Source organism: Halogeometricum rufum (genome assembly GCF_900112175.1).
Lineage (GTDB): Archaea > Halobacteriota > Halobacteria > Halobacteriales > Haloferacaceae > Halogeometricum > Halogeometricum rufum.
In genome coordinates, this window is record NZ_FOYT01000002.1 from 325986 (window position 1) to 348471 (window position 22486).

The 22486-nt window shown below is 69.4% G+C and carries 20 protein-coding genes; 5 read left to right on the forward strand and 15 right to left on the reverse strand.

The window, feature by feature from the left end; all coding sequences use genetic code 11:
* Positions 1 to 166: 166 nt before the first annotated feature.
* Together BM310_RS11280 and BM310_RS11285 are read right to left on the reverse strand one after the other, a co-directional pair.
* A complete protein-coding gene (locus BM310_RS11280) occupies positions 167 to 1552 on the reverse strand; it encodes an NAD(P)/FAD-dependent oxidoreductase (protein ID WP_089807749.1) in 1386 nt (461 codons plus the stop codon).
* 60 nt (positions 1553 to 1612) lie between these two features.
* Complete coding sequence (locus BM310_RS11285; protein WP_089807751.1) at positions 1613 to 3427, reverse strand: sensor histidine kinase; 1815 nt, start codon at positions 3425 to 3427, stop codon at positions 1613 to 1615.
* 133 nt (positions 3428 to 3560) lie between these two features.
* On the opposite strand from BM310_RS11285, the gene BM310_RS11290 reads away from it, so the two are divergent.
* Complete coding sequence (locus BM310_RS11290; protein ID WP_089807753.1) at positions 3561 to 4532, forward strand: D-2-hydroxyacid dehydrogenase; 972 nt, start codon at positions 3561 to 3563, stop codon at positions 4530 to 4532.
* 64 nt (positions 4533 to 4596) lie between these two features.
* Here BM310_RS11290 and BM310_RS11295 read toward each other — a convergent pair whose 3' ends face one another.
* The 3 genes from BM310_RS11295 to asd form a co-directional block, all read right to left on the reverse strand.
* Complete coding sequence (locus BM310_RS11295) at positions 4597 to 5352, reverse strand: SDR family NAD(P)-dependent oxidoreductase (protein ID WP_089807755.1); 756 nt, start codon at positions 5350 to 5352, stop codon at positions 4597 to 4599.
* 131 nt (positions 5353 to 5483) lie between these two features.
* Positions 5484 to 7274, reverse strand: coding sequence for a multicopper oxidase domain-containing protein (locus BM310_RS11300; protein WP_089807757.1), 1791 nt, complete (start codon positions 7272 to 7274; stop codon positions 5484 to 5486).
* 392 nt (positions 7275 to 7666) lie between these two features.
* Positions 7667 to 8701, reverse strand: coding sequence for an aspartate-semialdehyde dehydrogenase (asd, locus tag BM310_RS11305; protein ID WP_089807759.1), 1035 nt, complete (start codon positions 8699 to 8701; stop codon positions 7667 to 7669).
* Positions 8702 to 8899: 198 nt separating this feature from the next.
* On the opposite strand from asd, the gene pccA reads away from it, so the two are divergent.
* Positions 8900 to 10708, forward strand: coding sequence for a propionyl-CoA carboxylase biotin carboxylase/biotin-carboxyl carrier subunit (pccA, locus tag BM310_RS11310; RefSeq protein WP_089807760.1), 1809 nt, complete (start codon positions 8900 to 8902; stop codon positions 10706 to 10708).
* A gap of 63 nt (positions 10709 to 10771) precedes the next feature.
* Here pccA and BM310_RS11315 read toward each other — a convergent pair whose 3' ends face one another.
* The gene (locus BM310_RS11315; RefSeq protein WP_089809186.1) at positions 10772 to 11326 is read right to left on the reverse strand and encodes a sugar O-acetyltransferase; all 555 of its coding nucleotides are present in this window, start codon (positions 11324 to 11326) and stop codon (positions 10772 to 10774) included.
* Positions 11327 to 11406: 80 nt separating this feature from the next.
* Here BM310_RS11315 and BM310_RS11320 point away from each other — a divergent pair, with 80 nt between their 5' ends.
* Positions 11407 to 12399 (forward strand): biotin--[acetyl-CoA-carboxylase] ligase, encoded by a 993-nt coding sequence (locus BM310_RS11320; RefSeq protein WP_089807762.1) that lies wholly within the window; start codon positions 11407 to 11409, stop codon positions 12397 to 12399.
* A 10-nt stretch (positions 12400 to 12409) separates the two neighbouring features.
* On the opposite strand, the gene BM310_RS11325 is transcribed toward BM310_RS11320, so the two are convergent.
* The 9 genes from BM310_RS11325 to BM310_RS11360 form a co-directional block, all read right to left on the reverse strand.
* Positions 12410 to 13288, reverse strand: a complete 879-nt coding sequence (locus BM310_RS11325; RefSeq protein ID WP_143105150.1) for a hypothetical protein — start codon at positions 13286 to 13288, stop codon at positions 12410 to 12412.
* Between the two features lie 42 nt (positions 13289 to 13330).
* Positions 13331 to 13837 carry a universal stress protein gene (locus tag BM310_RS11330; protein ID WP_089807766.1) on the reverse strand — a complete coding sequence of 169 codons (507 nt, stop codon included), beginning with the start codon at positions 13835 to 13837 and terminating at the stop codon, positions 13331 to 13333.
* 81 nt (positions 13838 to 13918) lie between these two features.
* Entirely contained in the window at positions 13919 to 14932 is a 1014-nt protein-coding gene (locus tag BM310_RS11335; RefSeq protein WP_089807768.1) for an amidohydrolase family protein, read from the reverse strand.
* A 79-nt stretch (positions 14933 to 15011) separates the two neighbouring features.
* Positions 15012 to 15305 (reverse strand): GYD domain-containing protein, encoded by a 294-nt coding sequence (locus BM310_RS11340; protein ID WP_089807770.1) that lies wholly within the window; start codon positions 15303 to 15305, stop codon positions 15012 to 15014.
* A gap of 190 nt (positions 15306 to 15495) precedes the next feature.
* Positions 15496 to 16722 carry an HD domain-containing protein gene (locus BM310_RS11345; RefSeq protein WP_089807772.1) on the reverse strand — a complete coding sequence of 409 codons (1227 nt, stop codon included), beginning with the start codon at positions 16720 to 16722 and terminating at the stop codon, positions 15496 to 15498.
* Between the two features lie 279 nt (positions 16723 to 17001).
* A complete protein-coding gene (locus tag BM310_RS20980) occupies positions 17002 to 17229 on the reverse strand; it encodes a hypothetical protein (RefSeq protein ID WP_143105151.1) in 228 nt (75 codons plus the stop codon).
* 459 nt (positions 17230 to 17688) lie between these two features.
* Entirely contained in the window at positions 17689 to 18633 is a 945-nt protein-coding gene (locus tag BM310_RS11350) for a hypothetical protein (protein ID WP_089807775.1), read from the reverse strand.
* A 41-nt stretch (positions 18634 to 18674) separates the two neighbouring features.
* Positions 18675 to 19853, reverse strand: a complete 1179-nt coding sequence (locus BM310_RS11355; RefSeq protein WP_089807777.1) for an HD domain-containing protein — start codon at positions 19851 to 19853, stop codon at positions 18675 to 18677.
* 85 nt (positions 19854 to 19938) lie between these two features.
* A complete protein-coding gene (locus BM310_RS11360) occupies positions 19939 to 20568 on the reverse strand; it encodes a hypothetical protein (RefSeq protein WP_089807779.1) in 630 nt (209 codons plus the stop codon).
* Positions 20569 to 20663: 95 nt separating this feature from the next.
* Between BM310_RS11360 and cofD the strand changes: the two genes are divergently transcribed.
* Complete coding sequence (cofD, locus tag BM310_RS11365) at positions 20664 to 21656, forward strand: 2-phospho-L-lactate transferase (protein ID WP_089807781.1); 993 nt, start codon at positions 20664 to 20666, stop codon at positions 21654 to 21656.
* Positions 21656 to 22417 (forward strand): tRNA-dihydrouridine synthase, encoded by a 762-nt coding sequence (locus tag BM310_RS11370; RefSeq protein ID WP_089807783.1) that lies wholly within the window; start codon positions 21656 to 21658, stop codon positions 22415 to 22417. Before cofD ends, BM310_RS11370 begins: the two co-directional genes overlap by 1 nt.
* Positions 22418 to 22486 lie beyond the last annotated feature (69 nt).

A 22486-nucleotide genomic window follows, 5' to 3' on the forward strand; every position in this document is an offset into this window, starting at 1 on the left:
CGTCTTTTCGGCGCGGACGTCCGTACTGTCGCACACCTGGGTTCTCCGCCTGTTCATCGCTCCCGTAGTGGGACAACTCGGGCGGGGACTAGTGGTGTGCGGTCGAAGATAGACGGCCGACGATAAAGGGGGTTCCGACTCGGCACCGTCTGCGGCGGACGGCCGGTCAGACCGTGTACTCGTCCGCGAACAACTGGACGTACCGGTCGCCGCGGAACTTGTACTTCGCCTTCTTGAACCGCGTCGCCAGTCGGCCCACAGACAGGCCCGCCCGGACGGTACCGACGTCGAGATTGAACAGTTTGTCCGACGAACTCGCCTCCATCATCTTCCGCGCGGCGGCGAACGACCGGTCCCAGTCGTCGGGACCGTAGTCGCAGACGATGTCCGCGAACGCGACGTTGCGGCGCACCTCGTCGCCGATGGCCTCCTTCCAGCGGTCGTTGTACGCCGAGAGGTCGCCCGCGCCCGCCAGTTCGCCCGCGATGGCGCCCGTGCGGACGGCGGTGTGGTCGCCGCCCTCGTGGAACGCCGAGGTTGCGCCCATCGCGCCGCCGACCACGGCGATGCCCGCCGCAGTCGGCGAGTCGATGGGACGGGTCGAGGAGATGGCGTACGTCTCCGTCCCCTTCGACTTCCCGCGGTCCTCGACGACGGGGAAGTCCGTCTCGACGTCGTACTCGTCGCCGTACTCCTGTTCGAGCAAGCGCCGGACGTACTCTCTGCCCTGCGGGATTCGCTCGTCGGAGTCGCGGAGGAGTTTGTACTTCTCGCGGGCCTCCACCGCGGAGAGGTCCATCCCGATGGGCATCGTCAGGCCGATGCGGGCCACGTTGTCGTCGTTCGGGAATATCCACGGGTAGGCCGTGTGACCGGGCATGTACCCCCACCAGAACTTGATGGCGCCCTCCACCTCCCGGGCGACGTCCTCGGGGAGGCGACGGTGTTCCTGGTAGGCGATGTGGTTCACCTTCGTCGTCGCCAGTCGGTCCGTCACGTCGAACGAGAGGAACCGGTCGAGCACCTTGTTCGTAATCTGTCGCTGGGGGCCGTCGGCGAGGACGACGAAGTCGGCGGCGACGTCCTCCCCGTTCGCGAGGCGGACGGTGTGTCGCGGCGACCCCTCGATGTCCGTCACCACGTCGCGGACGGAGGCCTTCACGCGGTACTCCGCGCCAGCGGACTCCGCGCGGTCGCGGAGGAAGTCGTCGAACCGCGCGCGGTGCATGCAGAACCCGAAGTGGTCGTAGGAGGTGTCGAACCCGGTCTTGTGGAGGACCAGCGACTCGTTCGGGCCGATGAACTCCGCGCGGTCCAGCGTCGAGACGACCACGTCGTCCGGCATCTCGTCGGGGTGGATGCCCATGATGTCCACCCAGTAGTCGAGAATCCCCGCGGCGTCCGTCGAGTCGGGACCGAGGCGGTCGGGGCGGTCCGCCCGCGGAACCCCCTTCTCCAACACCACTGCCGACGCGCCCGACTCCGCGGCGGCGTGTGCGGCGGCCGACCCGGCGGGGCCGCCGCCGACGACTGCAACGTCGAATCGCTCCATATCGCTACTCGTTCGCCGGTTCGCTATTAAACCCCCTGAACTGGCATCGGGGCCGGACTGTCACGGCCCCGTGGCCGAGGCGTCGTCGGGGTCGGATTCGTCGTCGGACGCGGACGCGTCGCCCGCGACGAACTCGGCGTTGCCGACCCCCTCGGCCGCGCCGGGTCCGCCGTCGCCCACCGTGTCGGGTACCGTGAGTGCGCCGTCGAAGACGAACCGCGCGCCGGCGTCGGCGTCGGCGATGGACACCGTCCACCCGTGCGACTCGGCCATCGTCCTGACGACGGAGAGTCCCAGCCCGTTCCCGCGGCGAGAGGTCGTGTAGCCGTACTCGAACACCACGTCGCGTTCCTTGCTCGGGATGCCGGGGCCGTCGTCGGCGACGCGAAACCCGCCGTCGGCCACCGCCACCTCGACGGTCACCCCCCGACCGGCGTGGAGGACGCTGTTGCCGAACAGGTTCTCGAAGATGCTGAGGAGGCGAGACCGGTCGGCGACCACGTCCCCGTCGCGAGCGACCGTGAGCGTCGCGTCGTCGGTCCGGACGGTGGCCCACGCCGCCTCGGCCACCTCGCCGAACCGGAGTCGCTCGGTCTCCTCGACCGACTTGCCCTTCCGCGCGAGCATCTGGAGGTCCTCGACTATCTCCTGCATCCGAGCGTGGGCGTTCGTGACCGCCCGAAATCGCTCCCTGACGGTCTCGCCGTCGGCCGCACCGCGCGCCTCGGCGGGCGCGACGTCGTCGGCGAGGAGTTCGAGGTACCCCTGCGCGACGTTCAGGGGGTTCCGCAGGTCGTGCGTCACCGTCTGTGCGAACTGGTCGAGTTGCTCGTTCTGGCGCTCCAGTTCGCGCCGGTAGGTGACGAGGTCGGTCACGTCGGTGAAGACGACGGTGGACCCGACGCCGGACCGCGGCGGGAGCGGCGTCCGCTGGACGGAGTAGTGGCGGCGTTCGTCCGCGACCCGAACCGTGACCTCTCGGGGGCGTCCGTCTTCCAGCGCCGAGAGAGGGGCTACCGCGGCGAGGACCGGACAGGCGCGTTCGTAGCGTTCCCCCACCGCGCCGGCGGTCCCGAGTCGCTCGCAGAGCGCCTCCGCCTCGGCGTTGTGGTCGAGCACTCGGTCGCGTTCGTCCACGACGACGACCGGGTCGGTGAACTGCTCGAACAGGACGTCGCGGGCGACCGGGTCGATACTGAGGAAGCCGTCGCCGAACACGGCGGCGGCCGCGCCGGCCGTGAAGATGCCCACGCCGAGGGCGGTGTGGTCGAACGTCGGGACGGGCACCTGGCCCACCGCCGCCGCGGCCCGCGGGAGCGTCGCGGCGGCGGCGGTGGCGGCGAGGAGGAGGACCGCCGTCCCGGCGCGGTGTCGGGACCGGAGGAACACCGACCCGACGCGGCCGATGCCGGCGAGGATGCAGGCCGCGGAGAACAGCGTCCCCGCGACGGTGACCGGACCGCCCCGGCTCACGGCGTGCGCGAACGGCGCGTCCGTCGTCACCGACGGCGTCACCGTGGTGAGGACGAATCCGACCAGACCGAGGTAGCCGACGACGGCGACGACGAACCACGGGTCCCGGCGCACGTCGCGCCGACCGCTGTAGACCGAGGCGAACCGGAACCAGACGACGACGGCGGTCAGAGAGAGGACCGTGCGGGCGACGGCCGCGACGGAGACGACGGCGGCATCGGCCGAGACCACCTCGACGGCCGAAGCGAGGACCCACGCCACGTCCACACCCATCAGCGCGGCGAACGTCTTCGACCCCGTCACGTCGGCCCGCCGGAGGACCCACAGCCCGATAGCGGCGGCCACGGTCGCCGAGAGTACGTGTGCGAGCGCGTACGACGTCGGTACTGAGAGCGTTGGCACGGCGCGTCACGGCTATCTCACCGTGACACCGCTTAACGTATTTGTTCGGCCCGAAGACACGTTCTCGGCCGGCGACGTGACTCGCCACCGAAGCAGGAGGACATTTGTGTGCGGTTCCGAAACGGTGACACAGATGAGCGCAGACGAGTCGCCGGACGTCGTGGTGCTTCGACAGAAGATACACGGACTGCCGTCCGAGGGGTACGCGGAGACGCTCCGAGAACGGCTTCCCGACCGGAAGAACGTCGTCCGCGCACGCACACCCGTGGAGGAACGAGAACTGCTGCGGGAGGCGCCCGTCGCCACCGGGTTCTCCATCCCGGAACACGTCCTCGCGGACGCGGAGAACCTCGAACTGTTCGCCTGCGTGTTCGCCGGCACGGGTCACCTCTCGATGGAGGCGTTCGAGGAGCAGGGCGTCGCCGTCACGAACGCCGCGGGCGTCCACGGACCGAACATCGCCGAACAGGTCGTCGGGAGTCTCATCGCGTTCGCCCGCCGGTTCCACGTCGCGTGGCGCCAGAAGGAACGCAACGAGTGGCGGTCGTATCAGACGACCGAACTGCAGGGGTCGACGGTGACCGTCGTCGGACTGGGCGCTCTCGGAGAGGCCATCGTGGACCGCCTCGACGCCTTCGGGGTGGAGACCGTCGGCGTCCGCTACACGCCCGAGAAGGGCGGGCCGACGGACGAGGTGGTCGGCTTCGACGACGAACAGGGCTTCCACGACGCCCTCGCGCGGTCGGAGTACGTCGTCGTCGCCTGCCCCCTGACGGAGACGACGCGGGGCCTCCTCGACGCGAACGCGTTCAAGACGATGGACCCCGACACCGTCCTCGTCAACGTCGGCCGCGGCCCCGTCGTCGACACCGAGGCACTCCTCGACGCCCTGCGCGGGAACGCCATCCGCGGCGCCGCCCTCGACGTGACCGACCCCGAACCGCTCCCGGAGGACCACGAACTGTGGGGCTTCGACAACGTCCTCATCACGCCCCACAACGCGGGTCACACGCCGAAGTACTGGGAGCGTATGGCCGACATCGTCGCCGAGAACGTCGAGAAACTGGACGCGGGCGAAGACGACTTCACGAATCGGGTGGTCTGACGCGCCCCCGCGTCGGAACCGCTCGGGGCCCTCGCGAGTCGACTCCGACGCACCCGCTCGGTCCCTACTCCACGAACCGCTCGGTCCCGCGTTCGACGAGGGAGGGGAACCGCTTCGAGAGCCACAACCCCGCCTTCGTCTTCCAGTCGGCCGCGACGACCGGACCCGTCGACTCCACCTTCTCGGCGAGTTTGCGGCCGACCTCGGCGGGGTCGCTCAGGAACGCGTCGGGGTAGCCCAGCGTGGCCGCAGACCGCGTGTTCGTCAACGGCGGGTGCATCACCGTACACCAGACGTTCTCGTTCCGCAGTTCCAACCTGAGCGACCGCGTGAGCGCCTCTACCGCCCCCTTCGTGGACGCATATCCGGAGAGCCCCGGGTGGCCGACGAGTCCCGCGCCGGAACTCACGTTGTGGATGCGCCCCTCCTCCTGGGCCCGCATATGGGGGAGGACCGCTCGTATCGTCCGAACGTAGCCGAAGTAGTTCACCTCGAACTCGCGGCGCGTGTCGTCGAGGGTCTGCGCCTCGAACGGCCCGAACGTGAACACCGCGGCGTTGTTGACGAGGACGTCGACGCGGCCCCACCGGTCGACCACCGCGTCCATCGCCGCGCGGACGTCGTCGTCCGCGGTCACGTCGCAGTCGCGGACGTCCACCCGGTCGGGACGGGCCTCCCGGAGCGATTCGAGTTCGTCGGTGGCGACGTCGAGGCCGGCGACCCGGTAGCCGTCGTCGAGCAACGACGCCAGCAGGTGGTACCCGATACCCTCGTTCGCTCCGGTGACGACGACGACGCGCCCGCTCTCGTCGGAACTCATACCGGGAAGCGAAGGTGCCGTGCGGGTATCAGTCTGTGCCCGCGAGACGACTCGACGGCCGGGCCGGACGGGACCTACACGTCGGCCCGCGTCTCTCGCCACGCATCGTCTCGTTCCGTCCGGTGTCGGACTTACTCGCGTTCCCCCGTGACGACTTCGTAGGGACGCATCATCTCCTGGTCCTCGTGTTCGAGGAGGTGGCAGTGCCAGACGTACCGGCCGGTGAAGTTCCCGAACCGGGTGATGATACGGACAGTCTCGCCGGCGTACACCTTGACGGTGTCCTTGTTCCCCTGTTCGGTCGGGTCCGGCGCGTCGGTCCCGTCTTGCCCCCTGCCGACGACTTGGAAGTCGACGAGGTGCAGGTGGATGGGGTGGGCGTCGCCGGTCCGGTTCTCCAGTTCCCAGATCTCGGTCGTACCGAGTTGGGGCCTGGTCAGGATGGGGTCGCCCCAGTGTTCGCCCGGGGCGGGTCGGCCGCCCTCCTCGTCGAGGAAGTGGGTGTCCAGTCCGTTCAGCGACCCCGTGTCCAGCCCCATCTGCCGGGTCTGCACCGTCGCGTTCTCCTCGAACCGCTCGGGACCGGGGAGGCGGAGCGACGTCGGGTCGACCGCGGGGTCCTGTGGGTCACCGGTGCGCACGTGGAACTGCGCCAGTTCGGGGAGACCCGCGCCGCCGGTGCCGGTCGACGCACCGGGGCTCCGGAACGGGAAGTCGGCGTCGTTCGTGACCGTCAGCGTCTCGCCGGCGAAGTCGGAGAAGTCGACGATGACGTCGGCGCGTTCGGCCGGTCCGAGGAGAAGCGACTTCGTGGTTTCGGCCGGCCCGATGGGCACCACGTCCCTGAGGAACCCGAGGTCGGTCCCAATCTGGTACATCGTCGGCGGGTCTCCGCCGTCCTCGGCCTCCAGTCGGATGTTGAAGAACCGCCCGTTCGACCCGTTGAGGAACCTAAACCGGTACTGACCCGGGTCGACGTCGAATCTGGGCCACGCCTGCCCGTTGACCACTGAGACGTCGCCGGAGACTTCGGCTTGGAAGTTTGAGGGGTACTGGTACCTGTCGGGGGTCCCGTCGCCCGGTTCTCCTTCGAACGCCCGGTCCTGGAAGAGAATCGGGACCTCCTTGTCACCGCTGGGGAGGCCGAGTCGCTCCTCCTGCGGACCTCGGAGGAGGAAGAAGCCGGCGAGTCCGGCGTAGACGTTGAGACGCGTCAGGCCGAGGGCGTGGTCGTGATACCACAGCGTCGCCGGGTCCTGTCGGCTCGTGTAATCGTAGACGTCCTTGACGAACTGCGGTCCCTCGATGCCGTCCGGCGACGTCCACTGCTCTGGGAGGCCGTCGCTCGCGGACTCCACGTGGAGGCCGTGGGCGTGCGTCACCGCCCGGACCTCCGGGAATTCGTCTGGGCCTGCAAACTGGTCGGCCCACTCCGGATATCGGTCGCTGTAGTCCGACAGTTTCGTCCCGTGGACTCCCGTGTCGACGTCGAAGAGGTGACTCTCGGGGAGTTCGTTGACGAACTCGACCTTCATCGGTTGGTTCACGCGGCCCTCGATGGTCTTCCCCGGGAACTGACCCTCCGAGTCGCTCGGTCCTTTGTACCCCCAGACGGGGGTCGGGTCCATGGCGGGGTGGTGCCGGTGCGTCCCCCGCCGCATCTCTATCCTGTAGTACGGTCCCCCCTGACGCCTCCCGGACGACTCCATGACGCCGGGTATCGCGTCCTCTATGTCGATATCCTGCCACCCGAGGTCGTTGAGTTTGAACCCGTCCGACTCCAGGTCGACGGCCGCCGTCGGCCTCGCAGCGAGAGGGAGCATCGCTGCGGCACCCAGTGCTGCACCCGTCTTCAGGACCGTTCGACGGTCGATACGCGGCCGGCCTGTCCCCCTGTCTGACGCTGAATTTTCGTCTGTCATAGGTTGTTGCGGGGTCCCCCCCCACTTCCTGACGGATGGTTGACCAATATATTGTTATAGTGTATGTGAAACTGTATTATCTTCCGACAAAAATTTTTAACCTGAAAGAGGGCGAGAGAGTGCCGAGACGACGAACGACGGCGGTTACGGATATTCTCACTCAGCCGATATTGCGGAGCGGTATCATAATCACGTCTCGGAGTTGGATCGGAGTATGGTAACCGCCTTCCCAACAGTCAGCGATTCGACATTCGCGACTACCTGTCCCTAATGGTATGATTACTCGCGTCTCCGCCACGCCTCCGACATCGCCACGCGGCTGACGGCGGGGGAGTCTCACCGCGGCGTTCGCTCTGCGACGCCGCGGGGTCCGACCGGAGGGCGTGGGACGCTCAGACCCAGCCTTCCTCGACCAGCAGTTCGCCGTTCAGGAGGGAGGCACCGGCCGCGCCGCGGATGGTGTTGTGCGCGAGGCAGTTGTACTTGATACCCGCGGCCGTCTCCTGAACCCCGCCCGCCGACACCTGCATGCCGTCGCCGCGTTCGCGGTCCAGACGGGGCTGCGGCCGCGAGGGGTCGTCGAAGACGTGGATGAGTTGCTCCGGCGCGCTGTGGAGGTCCACGCCGGGGTACTCGCGCATCGCCTCCTTGGCCTCCTCGGGCGTCACCTCCTCCGTCGTCTCGGCGAACACGTTCTCCAGGTGGCCGTCGAGCGTCGGGATGCGGTTGCAGGAGGCGGCGACGTCCATCTCGTGGAGGCTCACGTCCACGCCGTCGAACTCGCCGAGGAGCTTCCTCGATTCGGTCTCCATCTTGTTCTCCTCCCCCCCGATGTGCGGGATGGCGTTGTCGATTATCTCCATCGACGTGACGCCGGAGTAGCCAGCGCCGGAGACGGCCTGCAGGGTGGAGACGTGGACCTCTTCGAGGCCGAACTGGTCGAGGGCGGCCAGCGTCGGCACCATCGTGATGGTCGAGCAGTTCGGGTTCTTCACGAGTGCGCCGTCCCACCCGCGTTCGTCTCGCTGGACCTCGATGAGGTCCAGATGCTCGGGGTTCACCTCGGGGATGGTCAGCGGCACGTCGGGCGCCATCCGGTCGTTCGAGGAGTTCGAGGAGACGACGTAGCCCGCCTGGAGGAACTCGGGTTCGACCTCCGTGGCGACGCCGGAGGGCAACGAAGAGAAGAGGAGGTCGACGTCGTCGGGGACGGCGTCCGGCGCCGTCGGGTCGACTTCCATCTCGGCCACGTCCTCGGGGATGGGCGTGTTGACGCGCCACTTCGCCGCGTCGGCGTACGTCTTGCCCGCGCTGTCTTCGCTCGCGGTCAACGATGCGAGTTCGAAGGTGGGGTGCCCGTCGAGGAGTTGGATGAATCGCTGTCCGACCGCACCGGTCGCGCCGAGGATACCGACTCGTACTGCCATTGCCGTGGTTGTCTGTGGCACACCCATAAGGCGGTTTGGATTCGAGACGTATTTCACGAACGTTCACCTCCGACCCCTCGATTCGCCCGTCGACGAGACGTTCGTCCACTCGGTCGCGTTCGGGGTTCGACGGCCGTCGATACCCGCGTCGTGCGGAACCGATAGAATGAGGTGGCGCGTTCGGGAATACTCCCGTAAATGTTCAGTAAGGTTCTCGTCGCCAACCGAGGAGAGATTGCCGTCCGCGTGATGCGGGCGTGCAAAGAGCTAGGCGTCCGGACCGTCGCCGTCTACAGCGACGCCGACAAGCACGCCGGGCACGTTCGCTACGCCGACGAGGCGTACAACGTCGGACCCGCGCGCGCGGCGGACTCCTATCTGGACCACGAGGCGGTCATCGAGGCCGGCGAGAAGGCCGGTGCCGACGCCGTCCACCCCGGCTACGGCTTCCTCGCGGAGAACGCCGAATTCGCCGCCAAGGTCGAGGCGTCGGAGATGACGTGGGTCGGTCCCTCCGCCGACGCGATGGAGCGTCTCGGCGAGAAGACGAAGGCCCGCGCCCTGATGCAGGACGCCGACGTGCCCGTCGTCCCCGGGACGACCGAACCCGTCGAGTCCGCCGCGGAGGTCAAGGAGATAGCCGACGAGTACGGCTACCCCGTCGCCATCAAGGCCGAGGGCGGCGGCGGCGGCCGCGGACTGAAGGTCGTCCACGACGAGGCGGACGTCGAAGAGCAGTTGGAGACGGCGCAGCGAGAGGGCGAGGCGTACTTCGACAACGCCTCCGTCTACGTCGAGAAGTACCTCGAAGCGCCGCGCCACATCGAGGTGCAGATTCTCGCCGACCACCACGGCAACGTGCGCCACCTCGGTGAACGCGACTGTTCGCTCCAGCGCCGCCACCAGAAGGTCATCGAGGAGGCTCCCTCGCCGGCGCTCTCGGACGACCTCCGCGAGCGAATCGGCGAGGCGGCCCGTCGCGGCGTCGATGCGGCCAACTACACCAACGCCGGGACGGTGGAGTTCCTCGTCGAGGACGGGGAGTTCTACTTCATGGAGGTGAACACCCGGATTCAGGTCGAACACACCGTCACCGAGCAGGTGACGGGCATCGACGTGGTGAAGTGGCAACTGCGCGTCGCCGCCGGCGAGGAACTCGACTTCGAGCAGGACGACGTGGAGATCGAGGGCCACTCGATGGAGTTCCGCATCAACGCCGAGAACGCCGCGAACGGCTTCGCGCCCGCGCCGGGCGGAAACCTGGAGACGTACGACCCGCCGGGCGGCATCGGCGTCCGCATGGACGACGCCCTCCGACAGGGCGACGACCTGGTGACGGACTACGACTCGATGATAGCGAAGCTCATCGTCACCGCGTCGGACCGCACGGAGTGTCTGGCCCGTTCCGAACGCGCCCTCGCGGAGTTCGACGTCGAGGGGTTCCACACCATCATCCCGTTCCACCGGCTGATGCTCACCGACGAGACGTTCCGCGCCGGCGAGCACACGACGAAGTACCTCGACGAGGAACTCGACACCGCGCGCATCGAACGGGCCGTCGAGAAGTGGGGGCCGGCGGAGGCCGAGAGCGAGGGCGACGAGGACGAGGAGGTCACCGAGCGCGACTTCACCGTCGAGGTGAACGGCAAGCGCTTCGAGGTCAGCCTCGAAGAGCGCGGCGCGCCCGCCATCCCGAACCCGTCCGGCGGAAGCGCGAGCGCTGGCGGCAACACCCGGTCGCGCCCCGCGGAAGCCGAGTCAGACGAGGAAAAAGAGGTCGTCATCGAGGGCGACGGCGAGCAGATAGCCGCGGAGATGCAGGGGACCATCCTCTCGGTTGACGTCGAGGAGGGCGACGAGGTGGCGTCCGGCGACGTGGTCTGCGTCCTCGAGGCGATGAAGATGGAGAACGACGTGGTCGCCGAACGCGGCGGCACCGTCGCGCAAGTCCTCGTCGGCGAGGGCGAGAGCGTCGACATGGGCGACGTGCTGGTCGTCCTCGAATAGTCTCCGGGTAGTCCTCGAACAGTCCGCGGATAGCCGGCCGCCGGTCCCGGTCGGCGCGACCGGCTACAGTTCTTTGACGACTTCGGCGGGGTTGCCCTGCACGAGGACGTCGCTCGGCACGTCCCGCGTGACGACGGCGCCCGAGGCGACGACGCTGTCGTCGCCGATGGTGACGCCGGGGTTGACGATTGCGCCGCCGCCCAGCCACACCCGGTCGCCGACGGTGACGGGTTTGCCGTACTCCTCGCCGGCGACGCGCTCTTCGGCGTCGAGCGGGTGCGTCGCGGTGTAGACGTGGACGCCGGGAGCGACCATGCAGTCGTCGCCGAACTCCACCCGGCAGACGTCGAGTATCACGCAGTCGAAGTTGGCGGCGAAGTCGTCGCCGACGTGGACGTTGTAGCCGTAGTCGCACCGGAACGGCGGTTCGACGTGCGGATTCTCCCCCACCGACCCGAACAGGTCCCGGAGGAGCGACTCCCGTCGGTCCGCCTCGTCGGCCGCCGTCGCGTTGAACTCCGCTGTCAGTCGCCGTGCGTCCCGGCGTTCCTCGACCAGCGTCGGGTCGTGGGGGTCGTACATCTCGCCGGCGAGCATCTTCTCCTTCTCGGAAGGCATCGTCTCACCGTCGCAGCCGGTCGACTTCGTTCTTGCGCGAAGACCCCGCATTTCTTCTTCCTCAGCGACCCACCCCCGGTATGAACGAGACGCGACGCGCCCTCCTCGCCGCCCTCGCCGACGGCCCGACGACCGGCCCGGAACTCGCGGAGCGACTGGGCGTCTCCCGCGCCGCCGTCTGGAAACAGGTCGAGGCCCTCCGCGAGGCGGGGTTCGGTATCGAGAGCGGCGACGACGGCTACCGCGTCACCGACGTACCCGCGTACGGCGCGGCGGCCGTCGAGTTCGGCCTCGACGCCCCCTACGAGGTGGAGTTCCACGATGCGGTCGGGAGCACGAACGACCGGGGGCGCGAACTCGCGGCGGCGGGCGCGGCGGACGTCGTCGTCGTCGCCGACGAACAGACCGGGAGTCGCGGCCGGTTGAAACGCGAGTGGACCGCGCCCGCGGGCGGCGTCTGGGCGAGTCTCGTCCTCCGACCCGAGATACCCCCCGCGCACGCGCCGCTCTACACGCTCGCCGCCGCCGTCGCCGTCACGCGGGCCGCGCGAGAGGCCGGCGTCGACGCGTCGATAAAGTGGCCGAACGACGTCCTCGTGAGGGAACCGAACGAGGGGACGTCAACGGATGGTGACGGCGTCCTCGTGAGCGACGACCGAACCGACCGCGGCGGCCGGAAACTCGCGGGCGTCCTCACCGAGATGGAGGGCGAGGCCGACAGGGTGTCGTGGCTCGTCGTCGGCATCGGCGTGAACGCCAACGTCGACGGCGAGGCGCTCCCGCCGGGCGCGACGAGCATCAGGGACGAGGTGGGCGACGTGGACCGGCGGGTGTTCCTCCAGCGCGTGCTGGAGACGTTCGACGAGTTGACCGCCGACCCCGAGGCGATTCTGTCGGCGTGGCGCGAGTGCGCCGCGACGCTCGGTCAACGCGTCCGCGTCGAGACGCCGAACGGCGTCGTCGAGGGCGAGGCGGTGGACGTGCGCGTCCCCGGTGCGCTGGTCGTCCGGACCGACGAGGGCGAACGCGTCGTCCACGCCGGCGACTGCGAACACCTGCGGCCGGCGCGCTGAAGACGAGCGGTCAGGACGCGTCCGCCCCCGAATCGGTCCGGCGTCGCTCCAGCAGGGCGTACAGCGCGAGGAGTCCGAGCAGGTACAGCGCCATTCCGCCGACGACGCCCCACGTGAGCGGGTTCGTCTGGTCGAAGTTCCGCCAGACGCGCGCGGCGCCCGCCAGCACCAGCGCGAACCCCAGCACCTCGCTCTGGACCGGAATCCGCGCCGCGCTCCACCGCGGGTCGCGGACGACGGCGACGTTCACGACGCCGAACAGGGCGAACCACCCGGCCAGAATCCGCGCCGTGAAGGTGGAGACGGCCCACGGCCACGCGCCGACCATCGGGCCGGGGTCGACGAACAGGACGACGGCGGTGGCCGTGACGACGACGCCGAGAGCGCCGCCGAAGAGTCGAACGACGCGGGGAAGGGACACCTCGTCGTCGCTCCGCGCGCCGGCGTCGGTGCGTCGGTTGAGCGCCCAGACGGCCGGGACGAGCACCGGCGTCAGGGCGTAGAGGAACACCCAGAGGTAGAACGTGTGGTGTCCGTGGTTGAAGTTCTCCCAGTGGAGGACGGTGGCGACGGCCATGAACCACGTGAACGTCGCGATGCCGAGGAACACCGGAGCGACGGTGTGCCACTCGTCGGCGGTGGCGACGCGATAGAAGAAGTAGACGCCCGCGCCGTAGCCGGCACCCATCACGACGGGCGTCATCTCCGGTCGAATCGTCCACGCGAAGAACGCCGTCGTCCGGTCGGGAACGCCGTAGAGGACGAGAAACGCGGCCGCCAGAAACGGGACGATGAACCACGCCACCCACCGCGTGAGGGGGAGGACGGCGTCGTCGCGGTCGGTCGCCTCGCCGGCCCGAACCACCGCGCTCCAGCGTCTGTGTGTCATCGTCTCCGGTCGTCGTTCGCGACCCGACCCCGAGCGGACGCCTCAGTCCGCCTCGACGCCGGGTTCGGTCTCGCCCTCCGACTCCGCCTCCGTCCCTCGCTCCGTCTCGTCGCCGCCGTCGACGCGGACCGTCAACACCGGCACCTCCGACGCCCGGACGACTTTCTCGGCGACGCTGCCGAGGAGGAGTCGGTCGATGCCGCCGCGGCCGTGGGTGCCCATGACGACGAGGTCACAGCCCTCGCGTTCGGCGAAGCGGACGATTTCGCGACTCGGCGTCCCCTCCACGATGGCCGTCTCGACGGGGACGTCCGACTCGGCGGCGATGGCGCACACCTCGTCCATCGCCGCCTCGGCGTCCGCGCGGAGCATGTCGTCTAACCCCTCCCACGACGTCTCCATCGGGAGGCCGGCGAAGCTTCCGCTGTTGATGACGTACAGCGCGTGGACGGTGGCGTCGTGGACCGACGCGAGTCCGATGGCGTGTTCGAGGACGCGCTCGGACCCGGCCGAGCCGTCGGTCGGGACGAGGATACGCTGGTACATCATTGTTAACTCACCTCACGGTAGCAGACTCACGCTCTTAATACTTTCCACCGGGAATATTACGAAACGAAACCCGCGGGCGGTTCAGTAGACGACGTCCGTCACGTCCGCCTCGCCGGCGCGGCGGACGACGGCCCGCACGAGGTCCTGCGCGCCGGCGAGGTTGTCCGAGTCGCCGTCGAGGACGAGCAGTCTCGCCTCGCGGCCGGGTTCGACGACGCCGCAGTTCAGCCCCGCTATCTCCGCGCCGTTCGCCGTCGCCATGCGGAGCACCTCCGTCGCCGTCGCGTCGGTCAGTTTCGAGGCGAACTCCATCTCGCGGAACATCGACGGCGAGTTCAGCATCACGTTGTCCGTCCCGAGGGCGACGGTGGTCCGGTCCAACAGGTCGCGAAGGGGCGGCACGCCGACGCCGGTGACGAGGTTCGACCGCGGGCAGACGACGACGGGCACCTCGTCGGCCTCGATGCGGTCGAGGTGGGACGGTTCGGGGTGGACCACGTGGACGACGAAGTCGGGGTCCAAGTCGAGTGCGGGGTCCACGTCGTGCGGGTCGCGTTCGCCCGCGTGGATGCCGAACAGTTTGCCCGCCTCGCGCGTCTCCGCCCGCAGGTCGTCGAACTCGGCGTCGCGCGCGCCGGACGCGCCGAACCCGTCGGACGCCCGCATCGCGTCGGCCGTCTCGCGTCCGAGGACGACGGGGTCTATCGCCAGTCCCGCGGCGGCCTCGCGGATGGCCTCGACGCCGTCGACGCCGCCCTCACGGAACTCGACGCAGGCGGCGGTACCGGTGGACGCCATCAGGCGGAGCGACCGCCGCATCGCCTCGACCTTCTCCTCGTGACTCGCCGCGCGGAGCAGACGGTGTTTCAGGCCGTCCGGCGGCGCGACCAACTCGTCCAGCGACAACCCCGCACCGGCCTCCTTGGCGATGGAGTCACCGATGTGCGTGTGCGCGTTGACGAACGCCGGGAGGACGACGTTCTCCGACTCGACGGCCGCCTCCTCGACGGCCGCAATCTCCCCGTCCTCGACGACGACGCGACCCTCGACGGGTTCGAAGTCGCGGCCGGCGAGGATGGTTCCCTCGACGTGCATGGATGGTACTGACCGCGGCGAGCGCTTGAAACTCCCGAACCGCACACGGGCCCTCACCAGAGCGTGCGGGAGCCGTCCCCTACGGGAGCCCCGCGATTATCTCCCGGTACTCGTCTTCGGGCCACGCTTTGAGCGTCTCCGTCTCAATGGCGCCCTCTCTCCCCAGCGTGAGGGCCACTTTCGCCATCGCGTCGTCGTCGAGTCCGTCCACGACGACGAGGAGGTCGTATCGGCCCATCGTGAGGTAGAAGTCGACGACTTCGCCCCCCATGGATTCGACGAGCGACTTGCCGTCGTCGAGCCTGTCCGGGCTGTCTTCGATGTTCGCCATCCCCTCTGCGGTGTAGTTCACCATCATAATATGTCGTGTCATACCATAGAGAACTATAACCCGTGTCGGGATAGTCGTATCGGACGCTCGACGAGAACGCGTATTCACGCAGACCCCTCGAAAGTTCGGGATTCTACGGGCAGGCGCCGAACGGTTCGCCGTCACGGTCGGAAGCTAACACCTGACGTACCGTTCTGGCGCGCGGGGTCGGGGCGCTCGCGGTCCCCGTCGCTCACTCCGCGAACTCGTCCAGCGTCGTGGCGACGCCGGGTCGCACGTCCGAGACGAGAGCGCCGTCGATGTCGAGTCCCATCTCCTCGACGGCGGCGCGGCCGACGGCCGCCGTCTCGTCCGCGGGCGCGTAGACGCCGAGTCGCCACTGCTGGTTCTGCGCCGTCCGGAGGGCGGAGACGAGGGGCGACTGCTTGCCGAGGCGGCGGGCCTCCCCGCTGACCATCACGCGCGTGGTCGACTCGGTCATCGACGGCCGGGGCGGCACGTCCACGATGACCGACTCGGGGTCGAGTCCGACCCGGTCTGCGATGCGCGACTCGAACGCCCGGTAGTCGTCGTGGTCGGCGTCGACGACGCCGTCGGGGACGGCGTCCATCTCCGCCCAGACGGCGCGCTTGAACAGGGTCCGACTGCCGAGTCGGTCGGCGAACGCGCGCGTCTCGGGCGTCATCCGCAGGGCGGCCAACAGGTCGTGGTCGTCCATCCGGCGGAGTTCGGCGGCCGAGAGGTCCGGTTGGTCGAGGAGGCGTTCGGTCGCCTGCCGGAGCATCGCCTTCGAGATGCGGGCGACGTGGTGCTGGTAGACGGTCGGATTCATCAGGGCGCGGGCGAGCAACAGCGACTCGGCCGTCTGGACGTTCCCCTCCGCGAGGACGAGTTCGCCGTCTGCGAACGTGAGTTCTCGAATCAGTCGCTCGTGGTCGATGGTGCCGTAGGGGACGCCCGTGTGGTGGGCGTCCCGCACGAGGTAGTCCATCCGGTCGACGTCCAACTCCCCGGAGACCAGTTGGCCGTACTTGCCCTCGCCCGCGACGAGGTCCGCGATTCGGGCGGGCTCTAAGTCGTTGTCGCGGAGGACGTCCCCCACCGCCCCCTCGGCGATGAGTTCGTGGACGTCGTCGTGGTACTTCCCGGTGTGGCGGTGCGTCACGCTCTCGACGTTGTGGCTGTACGGTCCGTGGCCGACGTCGTGGAGGAGGGACGCCGCTCGGATTCGTTCGGCCTGCAGGCCCTCGATGCCGAGGTGGTCGAGGGCGCGGGAGGCGAGGTGGTAGACGCCGAGCGAGTGCTCGAACCGCGTGTGGTTCGCGGAGGGGTAGACGAGTTGGACCGTCCCCAACTGCTTGATGTGCCGGAGGCGTTGCACCTCCTCGGTGTCGAGGAGTGCCTCGGCGACGCCCTCGACCTCGATGTGGTCGTGGACGCTGTCCTTGATGGTCGTCATGCGAGAACGTGAGCCGGCTTCGGATAAAAACCGTCGGGCGCGTCGGCCGTCCTCGCCGCGCCCCCTCGCCCGCGTCCGGTCGGTCGTTCCCCCTAGCCGGACCCCTCTCGGGAACGTCCGACCTCCGGTCTCACCGACGCTCCCCGGCCGTCGGCGAGCGACGACGCGAGAGAGGGTACCGAAGGAACGAGTCTCGGGGGGCACGAAAACGCCTTTCGAGTCGGATACGGAGTAAAACGAACGACCGACGAAGTTCCGTCGGTAACGCAATCACTCGAACTACTTCTTCAACTCGCACTGCGGACGCGGATATTTCGCGTTGTCGTTCACGCCCGTGTCTTTCTTCTCCGGATTTTGCGACGGGTTCGTATCGTCGGTACCGTCACAGTCGTTTCCGTGTCCGTTGTCCTCGTGACCCTTCAGGTGCTCGGCCGCCACCGCTCCAGTACCGCCAACGGTCAACGCGAGCAGTACTGCTAGTGCAATCGCTATTCGAACGTACTTCATGAGTTTTCTCTTGGCCCTCTCGGGGTGACACGACAATCGTCCGTGACTAACGTGCAACTCAATAGAGGCGACCATCTATATTAAATTAACATTATGTATTTATATTACCATCTCTTGCGGCGGATACAATAGATTGCCGGCGGTTCAGACGTTGCCGTAACCGGAACGACGGATTCCCCTATCGAACGAGAAGATGGACGAATGTCCGCCGGAAACGCCGTTTTCGAAGTCGTCCGACAGCGGTCGAGAAGAGGCCGAACGGAGCGAACGAGCGCAGGCGAGAGGTCGGAAACGCGCTCGCTCGGAAGTCGGACGGACGCAGTCGAGAGAGCCGTCTCCTCGGTTCACCCAGTTGGGAACGCTCTGCGATGCGAGGGACGAACGCGATATCCACCGCTGCGATTTCGATACGAGTCCGACCGCCGCGAGGGGACGCCCGAGAACTGACGCTGGTCCGTCTCAGTCGTCCCGGTCCTCGTGTTCGTACGCCTCGGCGTGTCTGAAACACAGCGACGGCCCCGGCACCAGCGAGTCGTCGTCCGTCTCGGGGAGCGCGACGGACGGCCGCCCGTCGTCGCCGACGAAGACGGAGAGACCGGTCCACGAGGGCGCCTCCGGGTCGGCGAGCGTCCACGTCGTCACCGCGTCGTCGTCTGCCGTATCGGCCGCGGGCACGTCGACGGCGACGCGGTATCGCCCCCTGCGGACCGCGAGGTTCGCGAGGACGAAGTCGTAGGCGGGGTCCGGCAGGTCCGACCCCGCCTCGACGGTGGTCGAGAAGACGCGGCGCGGCGGGCCGTCGTCGAGGTACTCCACCGTCACCTCGACGGCGTGGTCGCCGCCGTCGAACCGGAACAGGTGAATCTCCGCGCCCGCCCGTTCGTTGGGCGTGACGGCGTTCTCCGCGTCGTCTGCGGCGGCGTACGGGTCCTCGCGCGTGTCGCAGACGACGGCGGTCCACGGCGCGACGGCGTGGCTCCCGTCGCGGCCGACGAAGTGCGGTACCTCGTGCCGGTTGATGCCGAAGCCGCCCTCGTCGCCGTAGCGGGCCTCCGCGCGGCACGCGCCGAACAGGTAGAAGCCGTCCTCGCTCTCGACGACGAGCGTCGCCTTCGGCTCGCCGATTTCGGGGTCTCTCGCGGGGCCGTCGCCGCCGCGCCGGACGATGCGGTTCGTCGCCGCGACGCGTTCGTACGCGCGGACGAACGCGAGGGCGTCCTCGGCCGTCGGCGACGCCGGCGGGTCCGGGAGCGGCGTCGTCTCGGCGATGGGCGTCGCCGTGTCCGGCGGCGTGGCCGTCGGCGTCGGCGTCCGCGCGGGCGTCGTCGGGTCGGTGCGGCCGCCGCATCCGGCGACGGCGACGGGGAGGGTCGAGAGGGCGGCGAGCAGTCGTCTGCGTCGCATCGCCGGCTAGTCGACCGCCGGACGGTAACGGTCTTTCCCTCTCACTCGCCGGTGCCGGAACGGGTCTCGGCGAGTCCGAGGACCTCCGTCGCGGCGTCCCGCACGTTGTCCGTCGCCGCCGCGGGCGCGTAGACGCCGAGTCGCCACTGGGTCCGTTCGGCGGCGCGGAGCCCGGTCACGAGCTCCGACGCCTCCTCCAGTCGCCGGACGGCGCCGTCGACGACGACGCGCGTCCGCGACTCCGTGAAGCGCGGGCGGGCGGGGACGTCGACCAGCACGTCGTCCGGGTCGACGCCCGCCGCGTCCGCAATCTCCGCCGCCGCGGCGCGGGCCGCCTCGTAATCCATCTCGACCACGTCGGCGGGGACGCCGGCGAGCGGTTGCCACACCGCCCGCTTGTACAGGTCGCGGCGTTCGATGCGGCGGCCGAGGTCCGGGACGTGGTCGCGGAGGGCGACGAGCAGGTCGTGGTCGGCCATCCGCCGAAACTCGTCGACGCCGACCGCCCCCGCGTCGAGGAGGCGTTCGGAGGCGCGTTCGAGCATCGCCCCCGCGATGCGGGAGACGTGGTGGCGGTAGACGGTCCCGTTCATCAGGGCGCGGGCGAGCAGTAGCGACTCGGCCGTCTGGACGTTCCCCGCCGCGAGGACGAGTTCGCCGTCGCGGTAGCGGAGTTCGCGGACGAGGCGGCCGGTGTCGATGGTGCCGTAGGGGACGCCCGTGTGGTGGGCGTCCCGCACGAGGTAGTCCATCCGGTCGACGTCCAACTCCCCGGAGACCAGTTGGCCGAGTTCGCCCTCCCCGCGGACGATGGCGGCGACGCGGTCCGGGTCGAGGCCGTGGGCGACGAGGGCCGCCGCCACCTCCGTCCCGTCGAGGAGGTGGCCTATCTCGTCGTGGTGCGCGCCGGTCCGACGGCGGATGACCTCCTCGGTCTGATGGCCGTACGGTCCGTGGCCGATGTCGTGGAGGAGGGCCGCCGCGCGGACGTGCCGCGCCCTGTCGCCGTCGATTTCGAGGTGGTCGAGGGCGCGGGCGGCGAGGTGGTAGACGCCCAGCGAGTGCTCGAACCGCGTGTGGTTCGCGGAGGGATAGACCAGCCGGACGGTCGAGAGCTGTTTGACGTGCCGGAGGCGTTGCATCTCCGGCGCGTCCACGAGGTCCTCGGCGAGGGCGTCGAGGCCGATGTAGTCGTGGACGCTGTCCTTTATCGCGTTCATACTCGGAGTCGTCGGTGCGCCGTCAAATAGCCTGACCTTCTCGTTCCCGTTCACGCTCGCCGCCCCTCTCGCCCGTGCGGGTGGTTCACCGCGTCCGCTCGCGTCGAATCTCCGCGACGACGCGCTGGGCCGTCTCCGCGGCGACGGCGTCGGCGAGGTGTCGCCGGTACGCCGGCCGCGAGACGACGCCGGTCGCCGAGTCTTCGAGGCGGTAGTCGCCCGACGCGACCAGGTCGGGGCCGTCCCGCGAGTCGAAGACGACGACGTCGTCGGCCAGGGCGGCCTCGACGTGCCGTTCGTGGCCGTTCGCGTCGTAGACGGCGCGCCACTCGACGGTCGCACTCGGCGTCACGGGGTTCCACCGGCCGTCCCACTCGTCCACGACGACCACGACGACCGGCGCGTCGCCGTCGGGAATCTCCGCGGCGACGGTCACGTCGAGGCCCTCGGCGGCGAACGCCTCCCGGACCTGCCGTTCGAGGCGCGGCCGCACCGACTCGGGCGCGCGCACGACCACCGTCACCGCCGACGGGGCCGGGACCGACGCGTTCCCCACCGTCGTCGACGACGCGGTGGTCGTGCCGGACACCTGCGTCTGAAAGCCCGCGGCGGAGACGTCGGCCACGAGGAGGACGCCGAGGACCGGTGCGGCGACGGTGGCGACGACGAGGACGAGGGCGACTGCGAGACGGAGACGGGAGTCGAGTTCGGTCATCGCCGCGACTTCGACCCGCGGACGCAAGTGGTTTTCCGGTGGCCGCGAGTGCCGGTGAGGGAAGTTTCAAACCGCCCGTCCGCTTACCGCCGGGCATGGTCACGTTTCTCGCCGGGGGGACGGGCACCCCGAAGTTGCTCGACGGTTCGGGCGAGGTGTTCGCCCCGTCGGAGACCACCGTCGTCGCCAACACGGGCGACGACGTGGAACTCGGCGGGCACCTCGTCTGCCCCGACGTGGACACCGTCCTGTTCCACGGCGGCGGCGTCCTCGACACCGACCGCTGGTGGGGCATCGCGGGCGACACGACGGCGACGGACGACGAACTACACCGCCTTGCCGAGGCGGCCGGCCTCGAACCCGGACCGCGCTACCTCCCCGCGGAGGCGCAGACCGCCGGACGCGACATCGCGCGCTGGCGGCGGTTCTCCGGGGTCGCCGAGTTCATGGAGATAGGCGACCGGGACCGCGCGGTCCACCTCACGCGCACCTCCCTCCTCGACGAGGGCCACACGCTGACCGAGGCGACGCGAACGCTCGCGGACGCCTTCGACCTCGACGTCGAACTGCTGCCGATGTCGGACGACCCCGTCGCGTCCATCGTCCACACCGACGAGGGCGCGATGCACTTCCAGGAGTTCTGGGTCCACCGCCGCGCCGACCCCGAGGTCGAGGACGTGGAGTTCCGCGGGGCCGACGACGCCGAACCGACCGACGCCGTCCGCGACGCCCTGACGGACCCCGTCGTGGTCGGCCCCTCGAACCCCGTCACCAGTCTGGGCCCGATGCTGGCGATGGACGCCTTCCGCGACGCCCTCGACCGGACGCCCGTCGTCGCCGTCTCGCCGTTCGTCGAGGACCGGGTGTTCTCCGGGCCGGCGGCGGAACTGATGGCCGGCGTCGGCTACGACCCCTCCACCGCCGGCGTCGCCGACGCCTACCCGTTCGCCGACGCGTTCGTCCTCGACGACGACGACGGCACGTCGCTGGACCGGCCCGTCGTCCGCACCGACACGAGGATGGACGGCCCCGACGACGCCGCGCGCGTCGCCCGCGCCGTCGCCGACGCACTCGCGGAGGTGTCGTGATGTTCGAACCGCGCGTCGCCCTCGCGAGTCTCTCGGGCGAGGCGGACGCCGCGTGGGCGCGACGGGCCGCGCCGCACGTCGGGATGGCGTTCCTCGGCGGCGTCAGCCTCGACGAGGAGAGCAGGGCGGCGGCCCGCGAACTCGTCGCCCGCGACCGGAACGAGTTCCTGCCGGACGACCCGTTCGCGTTCGTCGCCGAGCAACTCGACGCCCTCGCCGACGCCGACGTCGACGCCGCGGTGAACGTCCGGAGCGCGACGCTGGACCCCGTCCGCCGCGCTGCGAGCGTCTGCGCCGACCGGGGCGCGGTGCTGGAGGTGAACGCCCACTGCCGACAGCCCGAACTGTGCGCCGTCGGGTGCGGCGAACGCCTCCTCCGCGACGCCGACCGCCTCTGCGAGTACGTCGCCGCCGCGGCGGACGAGGGGGCGACGGTGAGCGTGAAAGTCCGCGCCGAAGTCGCGGGCGTCGACCTCGGAGAGACGACGCGACGGGTCGCCGACGCCGGCGCGTCGATGGTCCACGTGGACGCGATGGACTCCGAACCCGCCGTCGCCGACGTCGCGTCGGCGGTCGGCGACGACGACGCGGCCCCGTTCGTCGTCGCCAACAACGAGGTGCGCGACGCCGAGAGCGTCCGCGAGTACCTCGACTACGGCGCCGACGCCGTCAGCGTCGGGCGACCCAGCACCGACCCGCGCGTCCTGCGACGCGTCCGGGCGGCGGTGGACGACTGGTTCGCCGCGGAGGTGGACGCGTGACCGACGACCCGACGGCCGACGATGCGGCGGCCGATGATACGGCGGCCGACCACTCGGCGACCGGCGATT